This window comes from Geojedonia litorea, assembly GCF_042654525.1.
Lineage (GTDB): Bacteria > Bacteroidota > Bacteroidia > Flavobacteriales > Flavobacteriaceae > Geojedonia > Geojedonia litorea.
The window spans coordinates 208,132-224,831 of sequence record NZ_JBHSGP010000008.1 but is presented as its reverse complement, the minus strand read 5'-3'; the positions used below and the strand labels follow the sequence as shown (position 1 = coordinate 224,831).

The window sequence follows — 16,700 nt, the reverse complement described above, 5'->3', positions numbered from 1 at the left end:
AAAATAATTGCTATTTTTAGGTGTTACCAAAGTTAGTTGCTCGTTTTGTTACATCTGATTTTCCTTCGGAAAATCCTCGCACACAAAACCGCAACTATTCTTATACAAACACGTTAGGTGCAATACGAAAAAACGATGCGAACAATAATTAAAATTTCCATATTTCTAATAAGCGGACTTTGTCTTTCCCAGAATAATTGGAAAGTTCAAGCTGAACTAAAGAGCAATAATAATGTTAAGGAAACCAATGTGTTTTTGATTAAAAAAAATAAAGAAAAAAAACTCTTTGCTTGGTATCTATACGATAAACAAGGTCGGGAATTAGAACAAAAATCTTATTCAGAAAATGGTGAGACTACTAGCCATTATAAGTTTGAATATCCTAATGATAGTTTAAGGTATTTTATTTCAATTGACTTAAATGGTAACGAAATAAAGAAAAGTAGCCAAAAATATAGTATTACAGCAAAAACATTAGAATCCAAAACAAGAAATGAAAATAATCCAATCCTAAAGGAGTATGATTCAAATGGTAATATGGTGAAAGTATGGAAAAATGTTAATGGAGAAAAAATCCTCTTAAGTGCTTTTACTTATGACAAAAATAATTTACTAATCAAAGAAGTCTTATACCAAGAAAAAGATGGAAAGAGTATACTAAATACTAAACGAATTTGGAAAAGAGATAAAAATGGACTGGTCCAAAAAATAATCTCAAAACGTAAAGGCGAAGATGATTTTATTACGATATATGAGTATATCAAGTACAGCACCTAACAACGGCTATAATTCAGCGTGGCGACAGTGCAAAAACCAAAAGTAAAAACATTAAATTAGCTTGATTTCTCTGCGGAATAGTCCTGCGGACGATTCCACGCCGAAATCATAGCCAAACCGTTGTGGTTAATTTACCCAAACCAATGAACAGAAAACTGATTTTAATATTTCTACTTACAATTGTCCAAATTTCTTGGGCGCAAAATTGTGATTTTGAAATACGGAATTTGTCGGATATTCTAAATGGAAAAACAGAACTTATTGAACAGTCGGAATACGAAAAAGTTGTCGGAATTTCAGAAAAGCTAATTGAATTTAAGCCAAAGTATGAACTTGAACTGACCGAAGAATATCCTGAAATATTCAAGCTTAAAGATTCTTGTTATACATTTTCTGCAAATCAAAATGTCGATATTGGAATAAAAACACCTGAATTAAAAGCGTGCAAATATTTAAAAAAAGAAAAAGCATATTCCAATTATGAATTTAAAGGAACTTATTGCGGAAATGCACTAATTGAAATTACAGGATACGAAAGTTGGGGATTTTTATCAGTTGACTTGGAAAATGGACTGACTTGTTTTACAATGGGAAAACCTTTGACTTCGAGTGGAGAAACAGCCATTTCTTATTCGAACTATTATGGAGAAGAGGAAATTGCATTAACGGATTTGAAAACTAAAGAACAATATGTAATTGGAATTGAGGGCTGGAGAACAGTAGAGTCTAAAACATATGGAAATGTCTATTACTTGAAACTGGAATCTGAATTTCAAACGGACTGTGAAAAAGAAATAAAATATTTAAAACTGAAAATAAAAAACTAACCACAACAATGTCTATAAGTAATTGCTTGTTCTCGCCTACTTCTGAAAATCCTAGCGGATTTTCAGCTTGGTGTGTACTTGTAAAGTTGACAGCTAAACCACGCAACTACTCATAGCCGAGACCGTTGGCATTAATTTGAAAAAAGCAATCTACATATCAATTTTGGTCATTCTCATTTCTTGTAAGAACGAGAAAAATAAGCCGAATCCATTGGTTATCGAATACCAAGAAAAGGGAATTGAATTTCAAATGCAGAATAAAACGGACAGCGCAATTGTTTACTTTAAGAAAGCTCTTGAAATTGACCCAACTGATATTCCGACTTATGAAAGTCTGGTAAAAACATATTGGTGGAATCAACAGCCCGAATTAGCTTTAGAAATTTTAGAATCTGTACCAGCAGAAATGCAAAAAACTAACTCTATTTTGACTTTGAAAGGGATGACGCTGGAAAAAATGGACAAACTAAATCAGGCAATGGATTTATACAAAACAGCATTTGAACAAAATCCAAAAATCCGTTATGAAAACGAAGAAAATTTAATGGAATATATTGGTTATTTGACTTTACAAACTATTATTGGAGAAAAACAAAAAGCAATAGCGGAATTGGACGAACTTAAATCAAAAAAATTGACCGAATCTGAAAAACAATACGTGAATTCGATTGAACTTTTGATTCGGAATTACAATGGTGGTGGATATAATGCAATACTCGGAAATGAATAATAAAAAACTAATGCCAACAATGTATAACCGCAATTACGGCGGATTCGACTACGTCCGAATCCACTCGGAATTGCTAAAGCCTGTGCTAAACCGAAAATTAAAGCATATAAACCCGTAACTGACGGTTATACGAGACCGTTGTACGCAATTTGAGCAACAATTTAGACGTTTGAATTAGCATCTGAATGTTAAAAACAAATACTATGAGAATTTTATCTTTTCTACTTTTTATTTCGAGTTTTTCATTTGCTCAAAGTCAAAACTCGGCAAATCTTTTAATTGATAGAGCGCCTTGTACTTTTGAAATGACGGTTGAGCAACTAACATCTAAAAAACTGAATTTTAAATGTGAAGAACTTTTTGGAAATGACTCATTCGGAATTGAAAACTTTAGAATTAAATTTAGAGGTAAAGCATCAATACCTGTAGAAGGAAATACACTAAACGCTGACTCAAATATTTTGGCAAAAAAACTAAAAGCAGGAGATTATGTAACAATTTTTCACGTAGAAAACCTTATTGTAGATGGAAATAAATCTCAAGAATACAAAACTTTGCATATTAAAATAATTGAGCCTTGATGTAAAATGTGAAAACCCAAAACGGAATTGAATCACTAAATGGGTTAAAAACTGCGTACAACAACGTGTATAGCTCATTGCTTCTGAATTTCCTACTCGGAAATTCTTGCGCAATTTGCTATCTTGTTTCCTTAATCGGAAAATCATACTGATTTTCCGCAACAAGCCATACACGAACACGTTGGGAACAATGCCTTCGGCACGCATCCGCGACACTGCGTGTCTACTGCGTATGCTAAATGTTCCCAACGGTCACGCAGTACGACTGCATATTCGCCCTGTGCCTACGGCACAGATTCCCAACAACGGATAAGGCGAATATGCGTCTAAAGGCTACCGTAGCTAATGCGAGCAAGCTCGCAACACTACTCGCCTTATCCGCGTGACCGTTAGCAAACATATGAACAAATACAAATCTGAAACATTTGAAGTTTTTTGTTTTTTCTCTAAAACAGACCTTTCCTTGAAAACATCAAGAGACTTTTTCAATGTATTCTTATCGGACTTTACAGCGGAATATGATTTGCACTTCAAACAAAAAGGATTTTATAAAAATCCAGACGTTTTGTTAATCGAACCTGTAAGGCAAACAAACCTTAAAAAGGAATTATTAAACCATACTTATAAAGAGATTAAGAAAATAAGCGAAAGTCAAACCTTCATATTTGACAAAAATTGGAATAAAGAGAATCCACCAAAAATATTGATTGTAATTGCCGAATTAGAAGAACGGTACAAAAAGCTCGGTCTGAACTCATTTTTCATTTCAGCAATTAATAATCAAATAAAAGGAAAGGACTATCAATTCTACAAGTCGAATTTTGACAAGCTTAATGGAATAAAAGGAGGAATTATAAAAGAGACAAAATATAATATTGACAAAACCTATATAGAATGGTCATATAGGAACTTTCCAATTGACGTAGAAAGAAATGGAATTGAAAATTGGAATCCTGGATTTGACATAATATTTGAAATAAATACGTTTGCTAACAATGTATAACCGCAATTACGGCGGATTCGACTACGTCCGAATCCACTCAGAATTGCTAAAGCCTGTGCTAAACCGAAAATAATCGCTAATTTAACCCGTAACTGACGGTTATACGAGACCGTTGGCTACAATTATGAAAAAACTGCTTCTAATAATATTAACGCTAAATTTTGGACTGACTTTCTCTCAAAATATTGAGTTGATTGAAAGCCGAAAATTTGAAGGAGCAATTTTCCCTAAAACTTATGACATTCCGCTAACCGACAATCCATCAATTGAAAAAAGATTTACGCCGACAAAAGAAGAAATTGTGGAATTGGAAAATCAATTACGGAGTCAAATAAAAAAGATTAATAAAAACAAACCGAATCAAGGAAAACATTATGGACCAATAATTCATAAAAGATTAAAAAAATATGACCGACAATATATCGGATTTATTGACCAATACGGACAAAGAGTAATTCACTTAAATTTCATTTGGAATGGATACAGTATTTGGGAATCTATTCGAGGTTGGACTAAACCCGATGATTCTTGGAAAACGGATTGGCAAATGTGGTTTGACGGAGGAAGTCGATTTTGGAATATAAATTATATAATTGACAAAAAGGAATTTGTAGACTTTAGAGTAAATGGAGTTGCATAAAAATAAAATAACTGTAGCCAACACCGGCTATAGTTCATTGCTTCTGACTTTCCTCTCGGAAAGTCCTCGCAAATTTGCTATCTTCGGTTTACGGCGGAAAATCCTCGCGGATTTTCACACAACGAAACCATAGCCAAACACGTTGCCATCCATACCAAAACTGAATGCCGAGAATTGAATTAAGAACTGAAATCAAAGCTGACAAGGAAATAGTTTTTGACCTATCTCGGAGTATAGATTTACATAAAATATCGACTGAACACACAAACGAAACTGCAATCGCTGGAAAAACGAGCGGACTAATCGGATTGGATGAAAGCGTTACGTGGAAAGCGAAACATTTTGGAATTTACCAAAAACTGACATCCAAAATAACCGAATTTGACCGACCGAATTACTTTGCGGACGAAATGGTTAGCGGAGCGTTCAGCGGATTTAAACACGAACATCACTTTGCGGAATTGAATGGCGGAACTTTAATGACTGATTTTTTTGACTATAAATCACCATTTGGAATTTTAGGCAAGTTAGCGGACAGAATATTTCTAAAAAAATATATGACTGATTTACTAACCGAACGGAACCGAATTGTGAAAGAGTTTGCGGAATCTGACAAATGGAAACAAATATTGACTGAATAAAAAGTACGTATGGCAACAACGTGTATAATTAATTGCGGCTGAATTTCCTTTTCGGAAATTCAAACTTATTAATTATCTTTCGGTTACGGCGGAAAATGACACGCGTCCTTTTCCGCAACATAATCATACACGAACACGTTGTACGCAAGCTGAACTAAAGCATTTCACCTCTTGCAGGATAGCCTGACTGAACGATATAATCTACCGCTTTTACAAAAGAAGGAAGATATGGTCTTCCCCAAGGATTACTGTTTATAGCTGAATAATAAATTTGATTACTATTGTCTATCAAAAATAATCCTGGCTCACTAAACTCAATTGGTTCACCATCTTTTACACCTGCACTTAAATACAAAGCCCAATCTCTTGCTGATTTTTCAGATAAACCGTAGCCCAAAGTAAGATTAGACAATTCCCACTTTTGACGAGAAAGTCTTGCTCTCTTTTCTGTATCCATACTTACAGCTACGACATTAACGCCTCTTTTCTCAAATTCGGATAACAATTCCTTTAATTGTTGTAAATACTTTTTACATAATGGACAATGTAAACCTCGATAAAAAACAACCAAAGTAAAATTGTCTGGATTTTGGTCTGCCAAATTCCATAGATTTCCATCTAATAATGAGAATTGTAAATCTGGTGCTGTATGTTTTGGTGTTGGTCTATTCATAATTAATACTTTAAAAGTTTGCTTTTAAATGATTTTCAAAACGATTAAAATCATTCTCTATTTCAGGGTTTTTCATTACATCATATGCCACAAAAGTTGGTAATGGTTCAAAACCAAACCATTTAAAATTAAGATGCATAGGTTTTAGTAAGTCATCTTCACTCATACCATTAAAAAAAGTTTCCTCTGGATTATTAAAAGCTTCTTTTGGTGCATTAGCTGTTACTGACACCATATACTTTCCGTTTAACTTTCCACCTAATCCGTAATTCTTCTTCGGTGCTTCTTTACTTCTTCCATCACCATCAGACATTTCGCCCATCATACCCATCGAAAATACTTCATCTATATATTTTTTAAATGACCAACTAACACCCATCCAGTTTAAAGGAGTTTGAAAAAAGACAACATCTGCCCATTTAAATTTTTCAATTTCTTCATTGACATTATAATTGTCTTTCATTGTAGTTTTCTTGATATTGTAACCGTTGCTCTTAAAGTAGGTTTCTGCTTTTTTAGTTAAACTTGCGTTTAACTTTCCTTCTGAAAACGGATATTTTTGATGCCCATTTATTATAAAAATATTTTTCATTTTAAATTTTTAATTATATTTGTATCGCAAAGAAACTAATTATAGTTTAAAAAAGAAACTATAGTGTTTGAATTTGAACAAATAGTGGTAACCAAAAAGTAACTAATGGCAAGAAAATATATAGACAACCCAAATGCATGTTCCCTTGTGCATACGATGAACATAATTGGGAATAAATGGAAACCGATTATCTTATATTTACTATCTAATGGTTCTATGCGATTTGGAATGCTCAATACACTTATACCAACAATTTCAAAAAAGGTACTGACTAATCAATTGAAAGAATTGGAAAATGATGGATTACTTTTAAGACAGTCCTTTGCTGAAATTCCGCCAAGAGTTGAATATTCATTAACCGAAAAAGCAGTTGGACTTTTACCCGTTTTAAAGTTGTTAAGTGATTGGGCAAATGAAGCTTATCCCGAAATGGACTTTGAACAATGTAGAATAATAGAAAATGGAAAAAAGCCAGCGTACAACAACGTATATAAAAAATAGCGGTTTAAGCGCCTAATCGAAAATGAATTTTATAAATTTAAGGTCAGTACCAAATCGAAAAGTCCGTGAGTAAAATCCGCTACTTTTCATATACAAAACCGTTGTGTGCAATGCCCAAACAAACCGCTGAAAATTTAACTGATTGAAAAACAAAATTTATAGAATAGGAAAAAATGCACTTGCGATTTGGGGTGGAATATCCCTAATCGGAATAATTCTGATTTTAGGTTATCTCGCCTACTCTACTTCAATCGGAAATAAAACTGTCGAAAACAAAGCAACAAAATCTGACGTAAGATTCGTGCTGAATTGGTGCGGACTTGGAGACCAGCGAATTGAAAAAGTGCTGAATAGTTACGAATCTGGACGTTCATTCACAGGTGATTATCTGGACGCTTATGCAATTGAAATATCAAATGTGACTGAATTGGAACTGAAAAATAATAAAGGCTGGCATCGGTTAGATAGTTTGCCAAAAGTATTAAGTGATGCAGTGGAATTAGCAAATGGTTGGCAATATCAAATTCCTTGGTTTCCGAAAATGGACGAACTGAATCCTGAAAGCGTTTATGTTTATCCTTGGAGTATCTATTGCAACGGAATTGACCCAACTGGAACTGAATTAATATTTGTTATCCCAAAAGATAAAATGGTTTATTATTTAGGAACAAAAATGTAAATGAAAAAAAGCACAGCACACAACAACGGCTATAGTTCATTGCGGCGGAATTTCCTCTCGGAAATTCCTGCGTATTTGCTAACTTTGGTTTACGGCGGAATAGTTCTGCCGAACCATTCCGCAACGAAACCATAGCCAAGACCGTTGTAAGTAATCTGAGAAACCCAATGTTCACGAGAAAAATAATGAAATATGCGGAATTAAAACCAGGAGACAGAATTCGAAAGTTAGTCGAAGAATTCGTTCAACCTGAACTTACTTCGCTTGGATTTAAACTTCTCAAATCGGAACTGACTTTTAAAAGAAAAATAGGCGATTTTACTCAAGAAATCTACTTTGCTAAAAATCAGCGAAATTTTGGAAATACTATTGTTTGTTTTTGGACAATTTTGTCTGTTAAATCAAACTACTATGTGAAATGGCACGAAAAAAAATACGGATTCAAACCAATGAATGAATTTGTTGAATCTTGGTATGATAACCATATAAAGACTTGGAATACCGACTTTTGGAATGGAGGACATTATGACTTAACCGAATTTGATAATGTCAAACTAATGAACGATTTGACAAAAAACATTTTAACAATTGGATTACCCTTATTGGATAAAGTTTCTGATTGGGAAGGTGCAGCAGACAGTTTAATGGAAAGACAACGTTTTGGATTTATTTCAAAAATATTTGACTTTTATATTTTGGCTGGAAAAGAGGAAAAAGCAATTGAATCTCTAAAAACAGCGGAAGATTATTTCAACAGTGTTGAGGATGTTCCGAGTGAGAGATTTGAGGAAATAAAATTAAAAAAGACTACTTACAACATTGTATAAAAATAATGCGTTGGTAAGTGCTTAATCAAAGGTTAGTGCATTTTTGTTACGTCTGATTTTCCTTCGGAAAATCCTTGCACACAAAACCGCACTATTCTTATACGTAACCGTTAGGCAACATTTGACAAACCAACCAACATTTGAATAAACTATGGGATTTTTCGATTTTTTAAACTCTAAACCGACTGACGAGAAACTGACAAAAAAATTAGTGAATTTTGTTTACAACAGTATTCAAACTAAAAAAGGAGTTCGAGTAGAAGATGCGATATGCTTAATTTCTACAATTGTTGCGGAAAGATGTATTGAAGTTGCAAATGAATTTTCAATAAACGAACACGATTTTGAACCAGGTTCAGCAGTTTTTTCGGAGAAAATTAATGAATTACTTGTTGGAGAAGTCGCTGTCGAAAATTGGAATGAATTACCTAAAGAATGTGTTTTTGCGAGAATTAAAAGCAAAATTGACTCTCATTTTGATAATAGTTCATTTCCTTCACTAACTGGAATTTTTGAAAACTATGCGGAAAATGTTGGAAAAACGGAATGGGGAAATCTGAATTTGTCAATTCCAGAAGATAACAAACCATTCTTTTTGCCATTGCAAGTTGGATATGAAACAAGAAAATTCATTGACAAAAACATAAATCTTGAAAATAACGAAAAGACATTGCAAATAGCGATTAACGCAATTGGCAAAATACTTATAGAAACTAAAATGGCTTTGGACTCATCAATTGCTTTGGTTATGACATTTGAAATTATAAACGGAATGTCTAAAACAGCAACAATGACTGACAAAAAAATGGCTGAATTAGAAACGGAAAAAAAATAAAAACGTTGCCTAACACCGTATAAAAAAAATTGCTAGTTTTAGCTAAACCAAAGATAGTTGCTCGTTTGCTTGCTTCTGATTTTCCTTCGGAAAATCCTCGCACACAAACACGCAACTTTCCTTATACATAAACGTTACCACACATTTAAAAAAATGAGAAACTTCATAATTTTAGTATTTGCATTAATATTTCTTACTTCTTGTGGAAATGATGAAAAGCCAAAGGTAATTTACCCAGAAAACGGAGTAATTGAAATTCAAGAATTAAAAAAAGACTCTACAAGGATAGAGATAGCCGATTTGCCAATCCATATTGATAGCACAAACTATTTAATTCATCCAATTGGCGAATACGAAATATATTATGGTTCTCGTAGTAGTTATTTTAGTTCATCAAGCTATGGTTCTGGGAGTTTTAGCTTCTCTGGCTATAGAGAATATGAAATATCAGGAAATCTCTACAACCTAATATTTGAAGATATTGAATCTGAAAAGACTCGTATGTTAACAGATAAAAATATTCGGATTAAATCCGTCAGATTTCTTAATAAAATATTTGAGAAAACGAGTAAGCAAATTTTGGTTTACAGGGTTTTAGATAAAGATACAAATCGGGACAACAAGCTTAACGATTCTGATATATCTACTCTTTATATCAGTAATATAGATGGAACCAAATTTACGAAACTAACGGCTGAATTTCATGAATTAATTGATTGGGATATTGTGCCAATTAAAAATAGATTGTATTTCAGAAGTATTGAAGATTCAAATCGGAACGGAGATTTTGACAAAGAAGACAAAATATCATATCAATTTATTGACTTGTCAGATAAGGAATGGAAGATAAAACAATATAAACCCATATAAAAAACGTGTGGTAACAATACCTATAAGTAATGCGGGGTTAAATGCAAAATTTAATTTAAGCGTATATTTACTATGTCCGCAAAATCTTTTCTCCCGAAGCGTCGGGATTGCTCAGACGAAAAAATATAAATCAAAACAAAAAGCTTTTGCTACGTGCGAAGACAGAAACATAAAGGTTTCCTTGCCTCCGCACTACTCATAGCTTAACCGTTAGCCGCAATAACCTCAACCTCAACAATGCTAAAATTTTTCTGATTCGCTTCGCTGAAAAATTTCTTAACGCATTGTCTCGGTTTCGGATACGTGGAACGAAACATCGCAAAGCGAAATTTCCCCTATTCCACTAATTGCGGCTAACGAAGGCGTTTATCAAAAAAAAGAACCTTGCAACTGCTACGCAGTTGACTTAATATTTTAAATAATTAATTATGGGAAAACAACCGACTAAACCAACACCTCCAAATCGTCCGACACCGCCTAGCAGACCAAGTCAACCAAACCCTCAACCTAGGCAATCACCGCCAACATCACCACCTAATAAAGGAGGTGGAAGACCACCTATTAGAAAGCCATAAGGAAGTAAGACAGAAGTAAAACCAGTCCAACAAACATTGATAAAGCACTAGCATAATTAAATATATTGGTTGCTTTATCATAACATTCTGCCTTGTAGTCATATCTATCAATTATAGATTGCTCGGCTTTACTTATTTTGCTTCCTGCATCCAACTTTGCCTCGCACATTAAATAATCGTTTAAGTTTGACCTGTGTCCTAAAAACTGTGAGATAAAATTTACTATTATAGCAAACAAAAGGACTCCTCCAGCCCATTTTATTAACGTGCTAGTTTCAAGTTGCTTGTCATTAATGTATTTTAAAGTTTCTAGACAAACATATATTCCTGCCCCACTAATAGAAACAATTAACAAATCCATTCTCTGAATACTATAAGACATTCCTAATGCTGATAGTTTTTGTCTTTCTTTAATTCTGTCCATTTCTAATGTTGTTTTCATCTAATTTAATTTATTTATCATTAAAGTTCATTTTATTTCTTCAATCTTATTAACTTAACGTCGAAAACGATGGCCTGCCAAAGAAAATAATACAGCGGCTAACAATGTTTATAGCTCATTGCTTCGCTATGGTTCTTTTTTTTGTCGTTGCTCTTTGGGTTTCCCGCACTTACAAGTAAACTTGACGTGCTCACACCCACCGCAACGAGCCATAAACGCCTTCGTTGGCTGTAATGCTGACAAACCAAACTCTTATAATCATTTGAGTGCAAGTGAACACAGGGAAGCTGAAAACTGATTAGAGTAGGCAAACTTTAAATTATAATATGAAAAAAATAATAACACCTCTTTATTTCTTTGCTGTTATACTATTAATTCATAATAGTCCTGTCTTCGCACAAACGCCAAACGATTCTACCCAAATAAAGGAAACAGTCCTGAATTATCTTGAAGGAATGGAAACCAACAACCCTCAAAGAATTGAAAAAGCTATGCATCCCGATTTGGCAAAAAGGACCATCGAGAAAAACAAAGAAGGCATAGAATATCCAGAAAATATGACCGCAGCAAGTTTAATTGCATACTCTAAAGGTTTTGATTTCACTCTGTTCTATAAAGCAGATGTTGACCCTAAAGAACCTCTAAAATCCGAAATCATTATTTACGAAATCTCAAATGGTATTGCAACTGTAAAAGCGGTAACTAACAAGTTTGAATTTGTCGATTATATCCATCTGGGAAAATTAAATGGAGAGTGGAAGATTGTTAACATCCTCTGGGCTATGACAGGTAATACGAATAAATGGATGAATAAACAATAAACACTACAGCCAACACCGGCTATAATCCATTGCTTGCGACATGCTAAACCAATAAAATAATTAACTTTAACTTGGCTTGATTCCTACTCCGAAAATCCTCGCGGATTTTCTCGCAACGGAATCATAGCCAAACACGTTGTGCAACATATCCAAACTAAACGCTGATTTCTAAAACTTGAAAACCCAAACAAAAAGAATTTACCAAATAATCCTGACAATGGTTTTTATCCTGATTGGATTGACAATCATTACTGTTGTTCTGACTTTTCTCTCAATGGGAGACGATGTAAATAATAAACAAGTGGAATTTAATAGAATTGTAAATTTTATTGTCGGATTTCCCATTGGACTTTTTAAAGACGGATTTCCATTAATTCAGTCAAATACTGACTTTTGGACATTAAAAAATCTGACCCTACTCTTTTTGAACACTCTGATTCAAGCTATAGGAATTATTTTTATTGGAATGTTTATAAAAAAGAAACTGACAAATAAATAAAAATACGTTGCACAACACCGTATAAAAATAATGCGTAGTTTAGTATAAAACCAAAAGTTAGTGCGCATTTGGTCACTCTGATTTTCCTACGGAAAATCCTCGCACACAAAACCGCACTATTCTTATACTAGACCGTTGTGCAACAGTTAAAAAACACCGTGAAAAAACCCAAACTTTATCTTCTGATTTTAATATTTTGTAGTTGTGGAACAGCTAAAAATACAAAATCTGACATTTGCCTTTATGAAGTTGGAATTCCTTCTATCATCGAAATGAAATCGGATAGTTACTCTACTTCGGATTATGGAATAATCAGAGGTCAGTTTCTAAATCGTGCCGACAGTTTACCAATAGAAAATGGACTTATTAAATTCGCAGAATTCATTAAAATTGCAGACAAAAATGGAGAGTTCACAATTGATTTATCACCTGACTCTTATGATGTTGAATTTAGCTTTTTAGGATTTAATAAAATTTCAAAATCTATAAACATAAAAAATAAAGAAATAGTTAATTTAAAAATATATTTAGGAATAGCGGACTCTTGGACTGACTTTGAAACGGATAATCCGAGAAAGCTAAAAAAGTACATAAAAAAACAAAATAGAGAACGAAAAGAAAAATACGGAATATAAAAAACCGTTGCACAACACCGGCTATAGTTCATTGCTTCTGACTTTCCTCTCGGAAAGTCCTTGCAAATTTGCTATCTTCGGTTTACGGCGGAAAATCCTAGCGGATTTTCTCCGCAACGAAACCATAGCCAAACACGTTGTAAAACATACGAATGAACAAACTGCTAACATTGAATATTCTGATTTTATTGCTCGTTTCTTGCGTTAATAAAGAAAAAAGTGAATCGGAATTTTACGCAGAAAACAAAACTTCATTTTTCGATTTACGTAACTCTGATTGGACAAAAAACACGTGGATTAGAAAACCCGAAAATTTAAAAACAATTCACGAATCATTTAAAAAGTTCGGTTACGATAAACTAGAAAATCTGATTTTTAAAAGTGACAATGAATTCTTAATACAAGATATTTACATTAAGCGAAATTTTGAGAATTTAATGGACAGTTTGCAACTGACTTACAACAAACCTGAAAAACAAACCAAATATTACGCTGAATTTTGGAATCGCAGAAAAGTGGAAAATAATGACTCAATAGTTTATGAAATAATCCGAGAATTTAACTCTGTGAAATCGGACAAAAAACGACTGAATTATGATAATGAGTTTGTAAATGACACATTAGTTGACCTTTTAAAAATTGAGTTTAACAACAAAAATCTGACTTCGGAAAAAGCAAAATCGGATTTTGAAATTTTAAAGAAATACGGACTTCATCAATCAGCTTATAACCTACTCTATGAGAGACCAGAATATTTTGATACAGATTTAGACCGAAAAAAAATGGAGAAAGAATTGACTAGAACAAAAGAATTTAAAGAAGCGTGGTTAATTGACAATGCGAAATAAGTACGTTTTACAACAACGTGTATAGCTCATTGCTGGTCAGTTGCTTAAATCAAAGTTAAGGCGTGTTTGGAAAGTCGCCAAATTTTTAAATTTGACGATTTCCAATAAAAAGATAAATAGTAAAATTTAAAAATCTGGCTTGTGGCTCAACCGAAAATTAATCGCTAATTTGCACGCAACGAGCCATACACAAGACCGTTGTAAAACATTTGAGAAACAGAAATAGCATAAAATATTTTGCCTTACTAATTGTGATAATCGGATTATCCTACTTGGGCTATAAAGGATATCGGAATTATCAAAGAAATGAGATAATTAAAGAATTGAATACCAATCTCACTTTTTCTGACTCTCACTCGAAATTCAAAAAACTTACTTACTCGGATTCTGAATTTGAATTTAATAACTCACTGCTAAAATCAATAAGCAAAATTAAGGACTCAATCATAACGGAATTTCTAAATAAAACGGACGAAAAAATTCTCTTTTTTGCTCTTGACATAGACACTTTGGACATAAAGAAAGTTAATGGACAAAAATACAATTACTCCTCAAGACTTGAAAAAGGAATTTACGACAAGAAGTTCAATGATTTATTATTTAGTTCGCTGGAACCTTTACTTTCAAAAAACGGAATTGATGAAATTGAAGTTTATACATTGACACCAACTGAATACAGAAATATTCCACCACCACCTGGAACTTTAGCGAACTTTGATTATGAAAAAGAATATAAATAATAAAAACGTTTTACAACAACGTGTATAATTAATTGCGGCTGAATTTCCTCTCGGAAATTCAATCTTATTAATTATCTTTCGGTTACGGCGGAAAATGACTCGCGTCCTTTCCCGCAACTAATCATACACAAAACCGTTGTGCTTCATTATAACCAACCACTAACCAATGATAAAATTCTTTAGAAAAATTCGCCAAAACTTGCTTATGGAAAATAAAACTGAAAAGTATTTTAAATATGCAATTGGAGAAATTATCCTTGTTGTAGTTGGAATTTTGATTGCACTTCAATTAAATCTTTATAAAGAAAATCACCAAACCTCTTCAGTAAGAAAAGACTATTACAATCAACTAATAGATGATTTAAATAGCGATAAGGAAAATTTAGAAGAAAACATATTAAACATAGAATCATTTAATACTGCCTATAATGCATATATCGAAACTTTCAATGGAAAAGACTTAAGTATTGAAGAGATGATTACAAATAGGTCACAGTTAAATAAGGGAGCTAGTCTTATAAGTTTCAATTCAAGTACATTTGAATCACTTGAAAAATCAGGGGATATAAAAATTTTATCCAAAGAAATTCGAAAAAAATTACTTGACTTGAAAAGCAATCAAAAACTGCTGGTAGAAAGAGTAAATAATAATAGCCTTATCCAAGCTGAATTCTTAAAAGAGTACTTTTTAGCAATAGGAACCGGTGATTTATCAGAAAGAATAAGTACTCATCCTAAATTACAAGATTTTTTAAATACTGAAATTAATCACCCAAAAGCAGCTTTGGTAACTGAAGCAAACTTATATTGGAAGTTCAGAACAGAAAAAAGTAATGATTTTAATAAAATGCTTTCTGAAATAGATGAATTAATTCAGCTCATTAATAATGAACTAAAAAAATAACGAAAGCACAACAACGTGTATAATTAATTGCTGCGGATTTTTCCTCGCGGAAAATTCACTTGAATTAATTAACTTCGTAATACGTCGGTAAATCCTCCCACGCCCAAAAGCGTGGCAGGCCGGATTTTCTCCGCAACGACACGAGCGTAGCGAACTGGCGAAAGCAAATCGAAGATTCAGCGCAGCTAAATCATAGCCAAACACGTTGTGCTTCATTATAACCAACCAATAACCTATGATAAAATTCTTTAGAAAAATACGATACGAGCTTATGGAGAGAAACAAAACTGGAAAGTATTTGAAATATGCTATTGGAGAAATAATTCTTGTCGTTATTGGTATTTTGATTGCCTTAAGTCTCAACAATTTGAATGAATTAAGAAAGCAAGAACAAACTAAACAATCTTATTTCAATCAATTATTGATTGATATTGATAAAGACACAACTGTTATAGCTAATTACATTTTTAGAATCAAAAAAAGTATTAGTACCTACGAGAGCTATTTAAACATGTTTAAAACACCTGATTTGTCAAGTGAAGAAATAATTGTTAAGCTAAAAGAGGTAGAGGTTTCTTTTCCCGTGTTGAGATTTAACACAAATACAAGTGAGGTGTTAATATCTACAGGTGATATTAAACTAATGCCTGCTGAAATTCGAAATGTTTTGATGGATTTGAAAAGAACTAAAATTCTAATTAGTGATTTACAAATCCAAAATGATGCAGAATATTTGCGTATGCTAATGAATGCAAGACAACTAGGATTTGGAACCTATAATTCTAGATTAGACAATCAACCAAAACATGCTGAGTTTCTGAAACTTTCAGAGAATAATCGCGAGGCAATTATTATTCTTGAAGCAGCTTTTAGACTAAAAAACTTCAGTGAAACTAGCAGGGTCGATTTGCTTAAAAGAATCCTGACCTACCTGGAGACTTTAAAAATAAAAATAACGAAAGCACAACAACGTGTATAATTAATTGCTGGCGGATTTCCTAAAAGGAAATCCTTTCAATTAACTATCTTTAATGTCAGCGGACAATTTCCGGTGGAAATG

23 protein-coding genes are annotated in these 16,700 nt (G+C 33.0%); 20 read left to right on the top strand and 3 right to left on the bottom strand.

Annotated features, from left to right (window positions below; all coding sequences use genetic code 11):
* Nucleotides 1-135 precede the first annotated feature (135 nt).
* The 7 genes from ACFO5O_RS05595 to ACFO5O_RS05565 all read left to right on the top strand — a co-directional run bounded on the left by ACFO5O_RS05595 (nucleotide 136) and on the right by ACFO5O_RS05565 (nucleotide 5,199).
* Entirely contained in the window at nucleotides 136-777 is a 642-nt protein-coding gene (locus ACFO5O_RS05595; protein ID WP_387961727.1) for a hypothetical protein, read from the top strand.
* A gap of 143 nt (nucleotides 778-920) precedes the next feature.
* On the top strand, nucleotides 921-1,604 hold the full coding sequence (locus ACFO5O_RS05590; RefSeq protein ID WP_387961726.1) for a hypothetical protein: 684 nt from the start codon (nucleotides 921-923) through the stop codon (nucleotides 1,602-1,604).
* Nucleotides 1,605-1,740: 136 nt separating this feature from the next.
* Nucleotides 1,741-2,334 carry a tetratricopeptide repeat protein gene (locus ACFO5O_RS05585; protein WP_387961724.1) on the top strand — a complete coding sequence of 198 codons (594 nt, stop codon included), beginning with the start codon at nucleotides 1,741-1,743 and terminating at the stop codon, nucleotides 2,332-2,334.
* A gap of 203 nt (nucleotides 2,335-2,537) precedes the next feature.
* Nucleotides 2,538-2,915: a hypothetical protein gene (locus tag ACFO5O_RS05580; RefSeq protein WP_387961722.1), complete on the top strand. Its 378-nt coding sequence runs from the start codon at nucleotides 2,538-2,540 to the stop codon at nucleotides 2,913-2,915.
* Nucleotides 2,916-3,315: 400 nt separating this feature from the next.
* Nucleotides 3,316-3,918 (top strand): hypothetical protein, encoded by a 603-nt coding sequence (locus ACFO5O_RS05575; protein ID WP_387961720.1) that lies wholly within the window; start codon nucleotides 3,316-3,318, stop codon nucleotides 3,916-3,918.
* A 124-nt stretch (nucleotides 3,919-4,042) separates the two neighbouring features.
* Nucleotides 4,043-4,558: a hypothetical protein gene (locus ACFO5O_RS05570; RefSeq protein ID WP_387961718.1), complete on the top strand. Its 516-nt coding sequence runs from the start codon at nucleotides 4,043-4,045 to the stop codon at nucleotides 4,556-4,558.
* Between the two features lie 164 nt (nucleotides 4,559-4,722).
* A complete protein-coding gene (locus ACFO5O_RS05565; protein ID WP_387961717.1) occupies nucleotides 4,723-5,199 on the top strand; it encodes an SRPBCC family protein in 477 nt (158 codons plus the stop codon).
* A gap of 154 nt (nucleotides 5,200-5,353) precedes the next feature.
* Here the strand turns inward: ACFO5O_RS05565 and ACFO5O_RS05560 are convergent, their stop codons facing one another.
* The gene (locus tag ACFO5O_RS05560) at nucleotides 5,354-5,872 is read right to left on the bottom strand and encodes a peroxiredoxin-like family protein (RefSeq protein WP_387961715.1); all 519 of its coding nucleotides are present in this window, start codon (nucleotides 5,870-5,872) and stop codon (nucleotides 5,354-5,356) included.
* Nucleotides 5,873-5,882: 10 nt separating this feature from the next.
* Entirely contained in the window at nucleotides 5,883-6,464 is a 582-nt protein-coding gene (locus ACFO5O_RS05555; protein ID WP_387961713.1) for an NAD(P)H-dependent oxidoreductase, read from the bottom strand.
* 105 nt (nucleotides 6,465-6,569) lie between these two features.
* Between ACFO5O_RS05555 and ACFO5O_RS05550 the strand changes: the two genes are divergently transcribed.
* The 6 genes from ACFO5O_RS05550 (at nucleotide 6,570) to ACFO5O_RS05525 (ending at nucleotide 10,751) form a co-directional block, all read left to right on the top strand.
* Entirely contained in the window at nucleotides 6,570-6,965 is a 396-nt protein-coding gene (locus tag ACFO5O_RS05550; protein ID WP_387961712.1) for a winged helix-turn-helix transcriptional regulator, read from the top strand.
* 142 nt (nucleotides 6,966-7,107) lie between these two features.
* Nucleotides 7,108-7,644 (top strand): hypothetical protein, encoded by a 537-nt coding sequence (locus ACFO5O_RS05545; RefSeq protein ID WP_387961711.1) that lies wholly within the window; start codon nucleotides 7,108-7,110, stop codon nucleotides 7,642-7,644.
* Nucleotides 7,645-7,829: 185 nt separating this feature from the next.
* Nucleotides 7,830-8,471 (top strand): hypothetical protein, encoded by a 642-nt coding sequence (locus ACFO5O_RS05540; RefSeq protein WP_387961709.1) that lies wholly within the window; start codon nucleotides 7,830-7,832, stop codon nucleotides 8,469-8,471.
* A gap of 151 nt (nucleotides 8,472-8,622) precedes the next feature.
* Complete coding sequence (locus ACFO5O_RS05535; RefSeq protein ID WP_387961708.1) at nucleotides 8,623-9,306, top strand: hypothetical protein; 684 nt, start codon at nucleotides 8,623-8,625, stop codon at nucleotides 9,304-9,306.
* 153 nt (nucleotides 9,307-9,459) lie between these two features.
* On the top strand, nucleotides 9,460-10,176 hold the full coding sequence (locus ACFO5O_RS05530) for a hypothetical protein (protein ID WP_387961706.1): 717 nt from the start codon (nucleotides 9,460-9,462) through the stop codon (nucleotides 10,174-10,176).
* A gap of 428 nt (nucleotides 10,177-10,604) precedes the next feature.
* Complete coding sequence (locus tag ACFO5O_RS05525) at nucleotides 10,605-10,751, top strand: hypothetical protein (RefSeq protein WP_387961704.1); 147 nt, start codon at nucleotides 10,605-10,607, stop codon at nucleotides 10,749-10,751.
* On the opposite strand, the gene ACFO5O_RS05520 is transcribed toward ACFO5O_RS05525, so the two are convergent.
* Nucleotides 10,738-11,193 (bottom strand): hypothetical protein, encoded by a 456-nt coding sequence (locus tag ACFO5O_RS05520; protein WP_387961702.1) that lies wholly within the window; start codon nucleotides 11,191-11,193, stop codon nucleotides 10,738-10,740. The two genes, ACFO5O_RS05525 and ACFO5O_RS05520, sit on opposite strands and share 14 nt — an antisense overlap.
* Before the next feature lie 326 nt (nucleotides 11,194-11,519).
* Here ACFO5O_RS05520 and ACFO5O_RS05515 point away from each other — a divergent pair, with 326 nt between their 5' ends.
* The 7 genes from ACFO5O_RS05515 (at nucleotide 11,520) to ACFO5O_RS05485 (ending at nucleotide 16,619) form a co-directional block, all read left to right on the top strand.
* Nucleotides 11,520-12,014: a nuclear transport factor 2 family protein gene (locus ACFO5O_RS05515; RefSeq protein WP_387961701.1), complete on the top strand. Its 495-nt coding sequence runs from the start codon at nucleotides 11,520-11,522 to the stop codon at nucleotides 12,012-12,014.
* A 175-nt stretch (nucleotides 12,015-12,189) separates the two neighbouring features.
* A complete protein-coding gene (locus ACFO5O_RS05510; protein WP_387961699.1) occupies nucleotides 12,190-12,513 on the top strand; it encodes a hypothetical protein in 324 nt (107 codons plus the stop codon).
* Between the two features lie 158 nt (nucleotides 12,514-12,671).
* Complete coding sequence (locus ACFO5O_RS05505; protein ID WP_387961698.1) at nucleotides 12,672-13,148, top strand: peptidase associated/transthyretin-like domain-containing protein; 477 nt, start codon at nucleotides 12,672-12,674, stop codon at nucleotides 13,146-13,148.
* A 152-nt stretch (nucleotides 13,149-13,300) separates the two neighbouring features.
* Nucleotides 13,301-13,996 carry a hypothetical protein gene (locus tag ACFO5O_RS05500; RefSeq protein WP_387961696.1) on the top strand — a complete coding sequence of 232 codons (696 nt, stop codon included), beginning with the start codon at nucleotides 13,301-13,303 and terminating at the stop codon, nucleotides 13,994-13,996.
* Between the two features lie 509 nt (nucleotides 13,997-14,505).
* Nucleotides 14,506-14,736 (top strand): hypothetical protein, encoded by a 231-nt coding sequence (locus ACFO5O_RS05495; protein ID WP_387961694.1) that lies wholly within the window; start codon nucleotides 14,506-14,508, stop codon nucleotides 14,734-14,736.
* A gap of 166 nt (nucleotides 14,737-14,902) precedes the next feature.
* Nucleotides 14,903-15,640, top strand: coding sequence for a hypothetical protein (locus tag ACFO5O_RS05490; RefSeq protein ID WP_387961692.1), 738 nt, complete (start codon nucleotides 14,903-14,905; stop codon nucleotides 15,638-15,640).
* 235 nt (nucleotides 15,641-15,875) lie between these two features.
* Nucleotides 15,876-16,619 carry a DUF6090 family protein gene (locus tag ACFO5O_RS05485; RefSeq protein WP_387961690.1) on the top strand — a complete coding sequence of 248 codons (744 nt, stop codon included), beginning with the start codon at nucleotides 15,876-15,878 and terminating at the stop codon, nucleotides 16,617-16,619.
* Nucleotides 16,620-16,700 lie beyond the last annotated feature (81 nt).

What these genes read in the sequence shown, in the direction of transcription:
- ACFO5O_RS05490 (WP_387961692.1), top strand. Translation starts at nt 14,903, where the DNA reads ATGATAAAATTCTTTAGAAAAATTCGCCAAAACTTGCTTATGGAAAAT.
- ACFO5O_RS05570 (WP_387961718.1), top strand. Translation starts at nt 4,043, where the DNA reads ATGAAAAAACTGCTTCTAATAATATTAACGCTAAATTTTGGACTGACT.
- ACFO5O_RS05525 (WP_387961704.1), top strand. Translation starts at nt 10,605, where the DNA reads ATGGGAAAACAACCGACTAAACCAACACCTCCAAATCGTCCGACACCG.
- ACFO5O_RS05535 (WP_387961708.1), top strand. Translation starts at nt 8,623, where the DNA reads ATGGGATTTTTCGATTTTTTAAACTCTAAACCGACTGACGAGAAACTG.
- ACFO5O_RS05485 (WP_387961690.1), top strand. Translation starts at nt 15,876, where the DNA reads ATGATAAAATTCTTTAGAAAAATACGATACGAGCTTATGGAGAGAAAC.
- ACFO5O_RS05530 (WP_387961706.1), top strand. Translation starts at nt 9,460, where the DNA reads ATGAGAAACTTCATAATTTTAGTATTTGCATTAATATTTCTTACTTCT.
- ACFO5O_RS05540 (WP_387961709.1), top strand. Translation starts at nt 7,830, where the DNA reads ATGAAATATGCGGAATTAAAACCAGGAGACAGAATTCGAAAGTTAGTC.
- ACFO5O_RS05555 (WP_387961713.1), bottom strand. Translation starts at nt 6,464, where the DNA reads ATGAAAAATATTTTTATAATAAATGGGCATCAAAAATATCCGTTTTCA.
- ACFO5O_RS05580 (WP_387961722.1), top strand. Translation starts at nt 2,538, where the DNA reads ATGAGAATTTTATCTTTTCTACTTTTTATTTCGAGTTTTTCATTTGCT.
- ACFO5O_RS05515 (WP_387961701.1), top strand. Translation starts at nt 11,520, where the DNA reads ATGAAAAAAATAATAACACCTCTTTATTTCTTTGCTGTTATACTATTA.
- ACFO5O_RS05500 (WP_387961696.1), top strand. Translation starts at nt 13,301, where the DNA reads ATGAACAAACTGCTAACATTGAATATTCTGATTTTATTGCTCGTTTCT.
- ACFO5O_RS05595 (WP_387961727.1), top strand. Translation starts at nt 136, where the DNA reads ATGCGAACAATAATTAAAATTTCCATATTTCTAATAAGCGGACTTTGT.
- ACFO5O_RS05565 (WP_387961717.1), top strand. Translation starts at nt 4,723, where the DNA reads ATGCCGAGAATTGAATTAAGAACTGAAATCAAAGCTGACAAGGAAATA.
- ACFO5O_RS05560 (WP_387961715.1), bottom strand. Translation starts at nt 5,872, where the DNA reads ATGAATAGACCAACACCAAAACATACAGCACCAGATTTACAATTCTCA.
- ACFO5O_RS05520 (WP_387961702.1), bottom strand. Translation starts at nt 11,193, where the DNA reads ATGAAAACAACATTAGAAATGGACAGAATTAAAGAAAGACAAAAACTA.
- ACFO5O_RS05590 (WP_387961726.1), top strand. Translation starts at nt 921, where the DNA reads ATGAACAGAAAACTGATTTTAATATTTCTACTTACAATTGTCCAAATT.
- ACFO5O_RS05550 (WP_387961712.1), top strand. Translation starts at nt 6,570, where the DNA reads ATGGCAAGAAAATATATAGACAACCCAAATGCATGTTCCCTTGTGCAT.
- ACFO5O_RS05575 (WP_387961720.1), top strand. Translation starts at nt 3,316, where the DNA reads ATGAACAAATACAAATCTGAAACATTTGAAGTTTTTTGTTTTTTCTCT.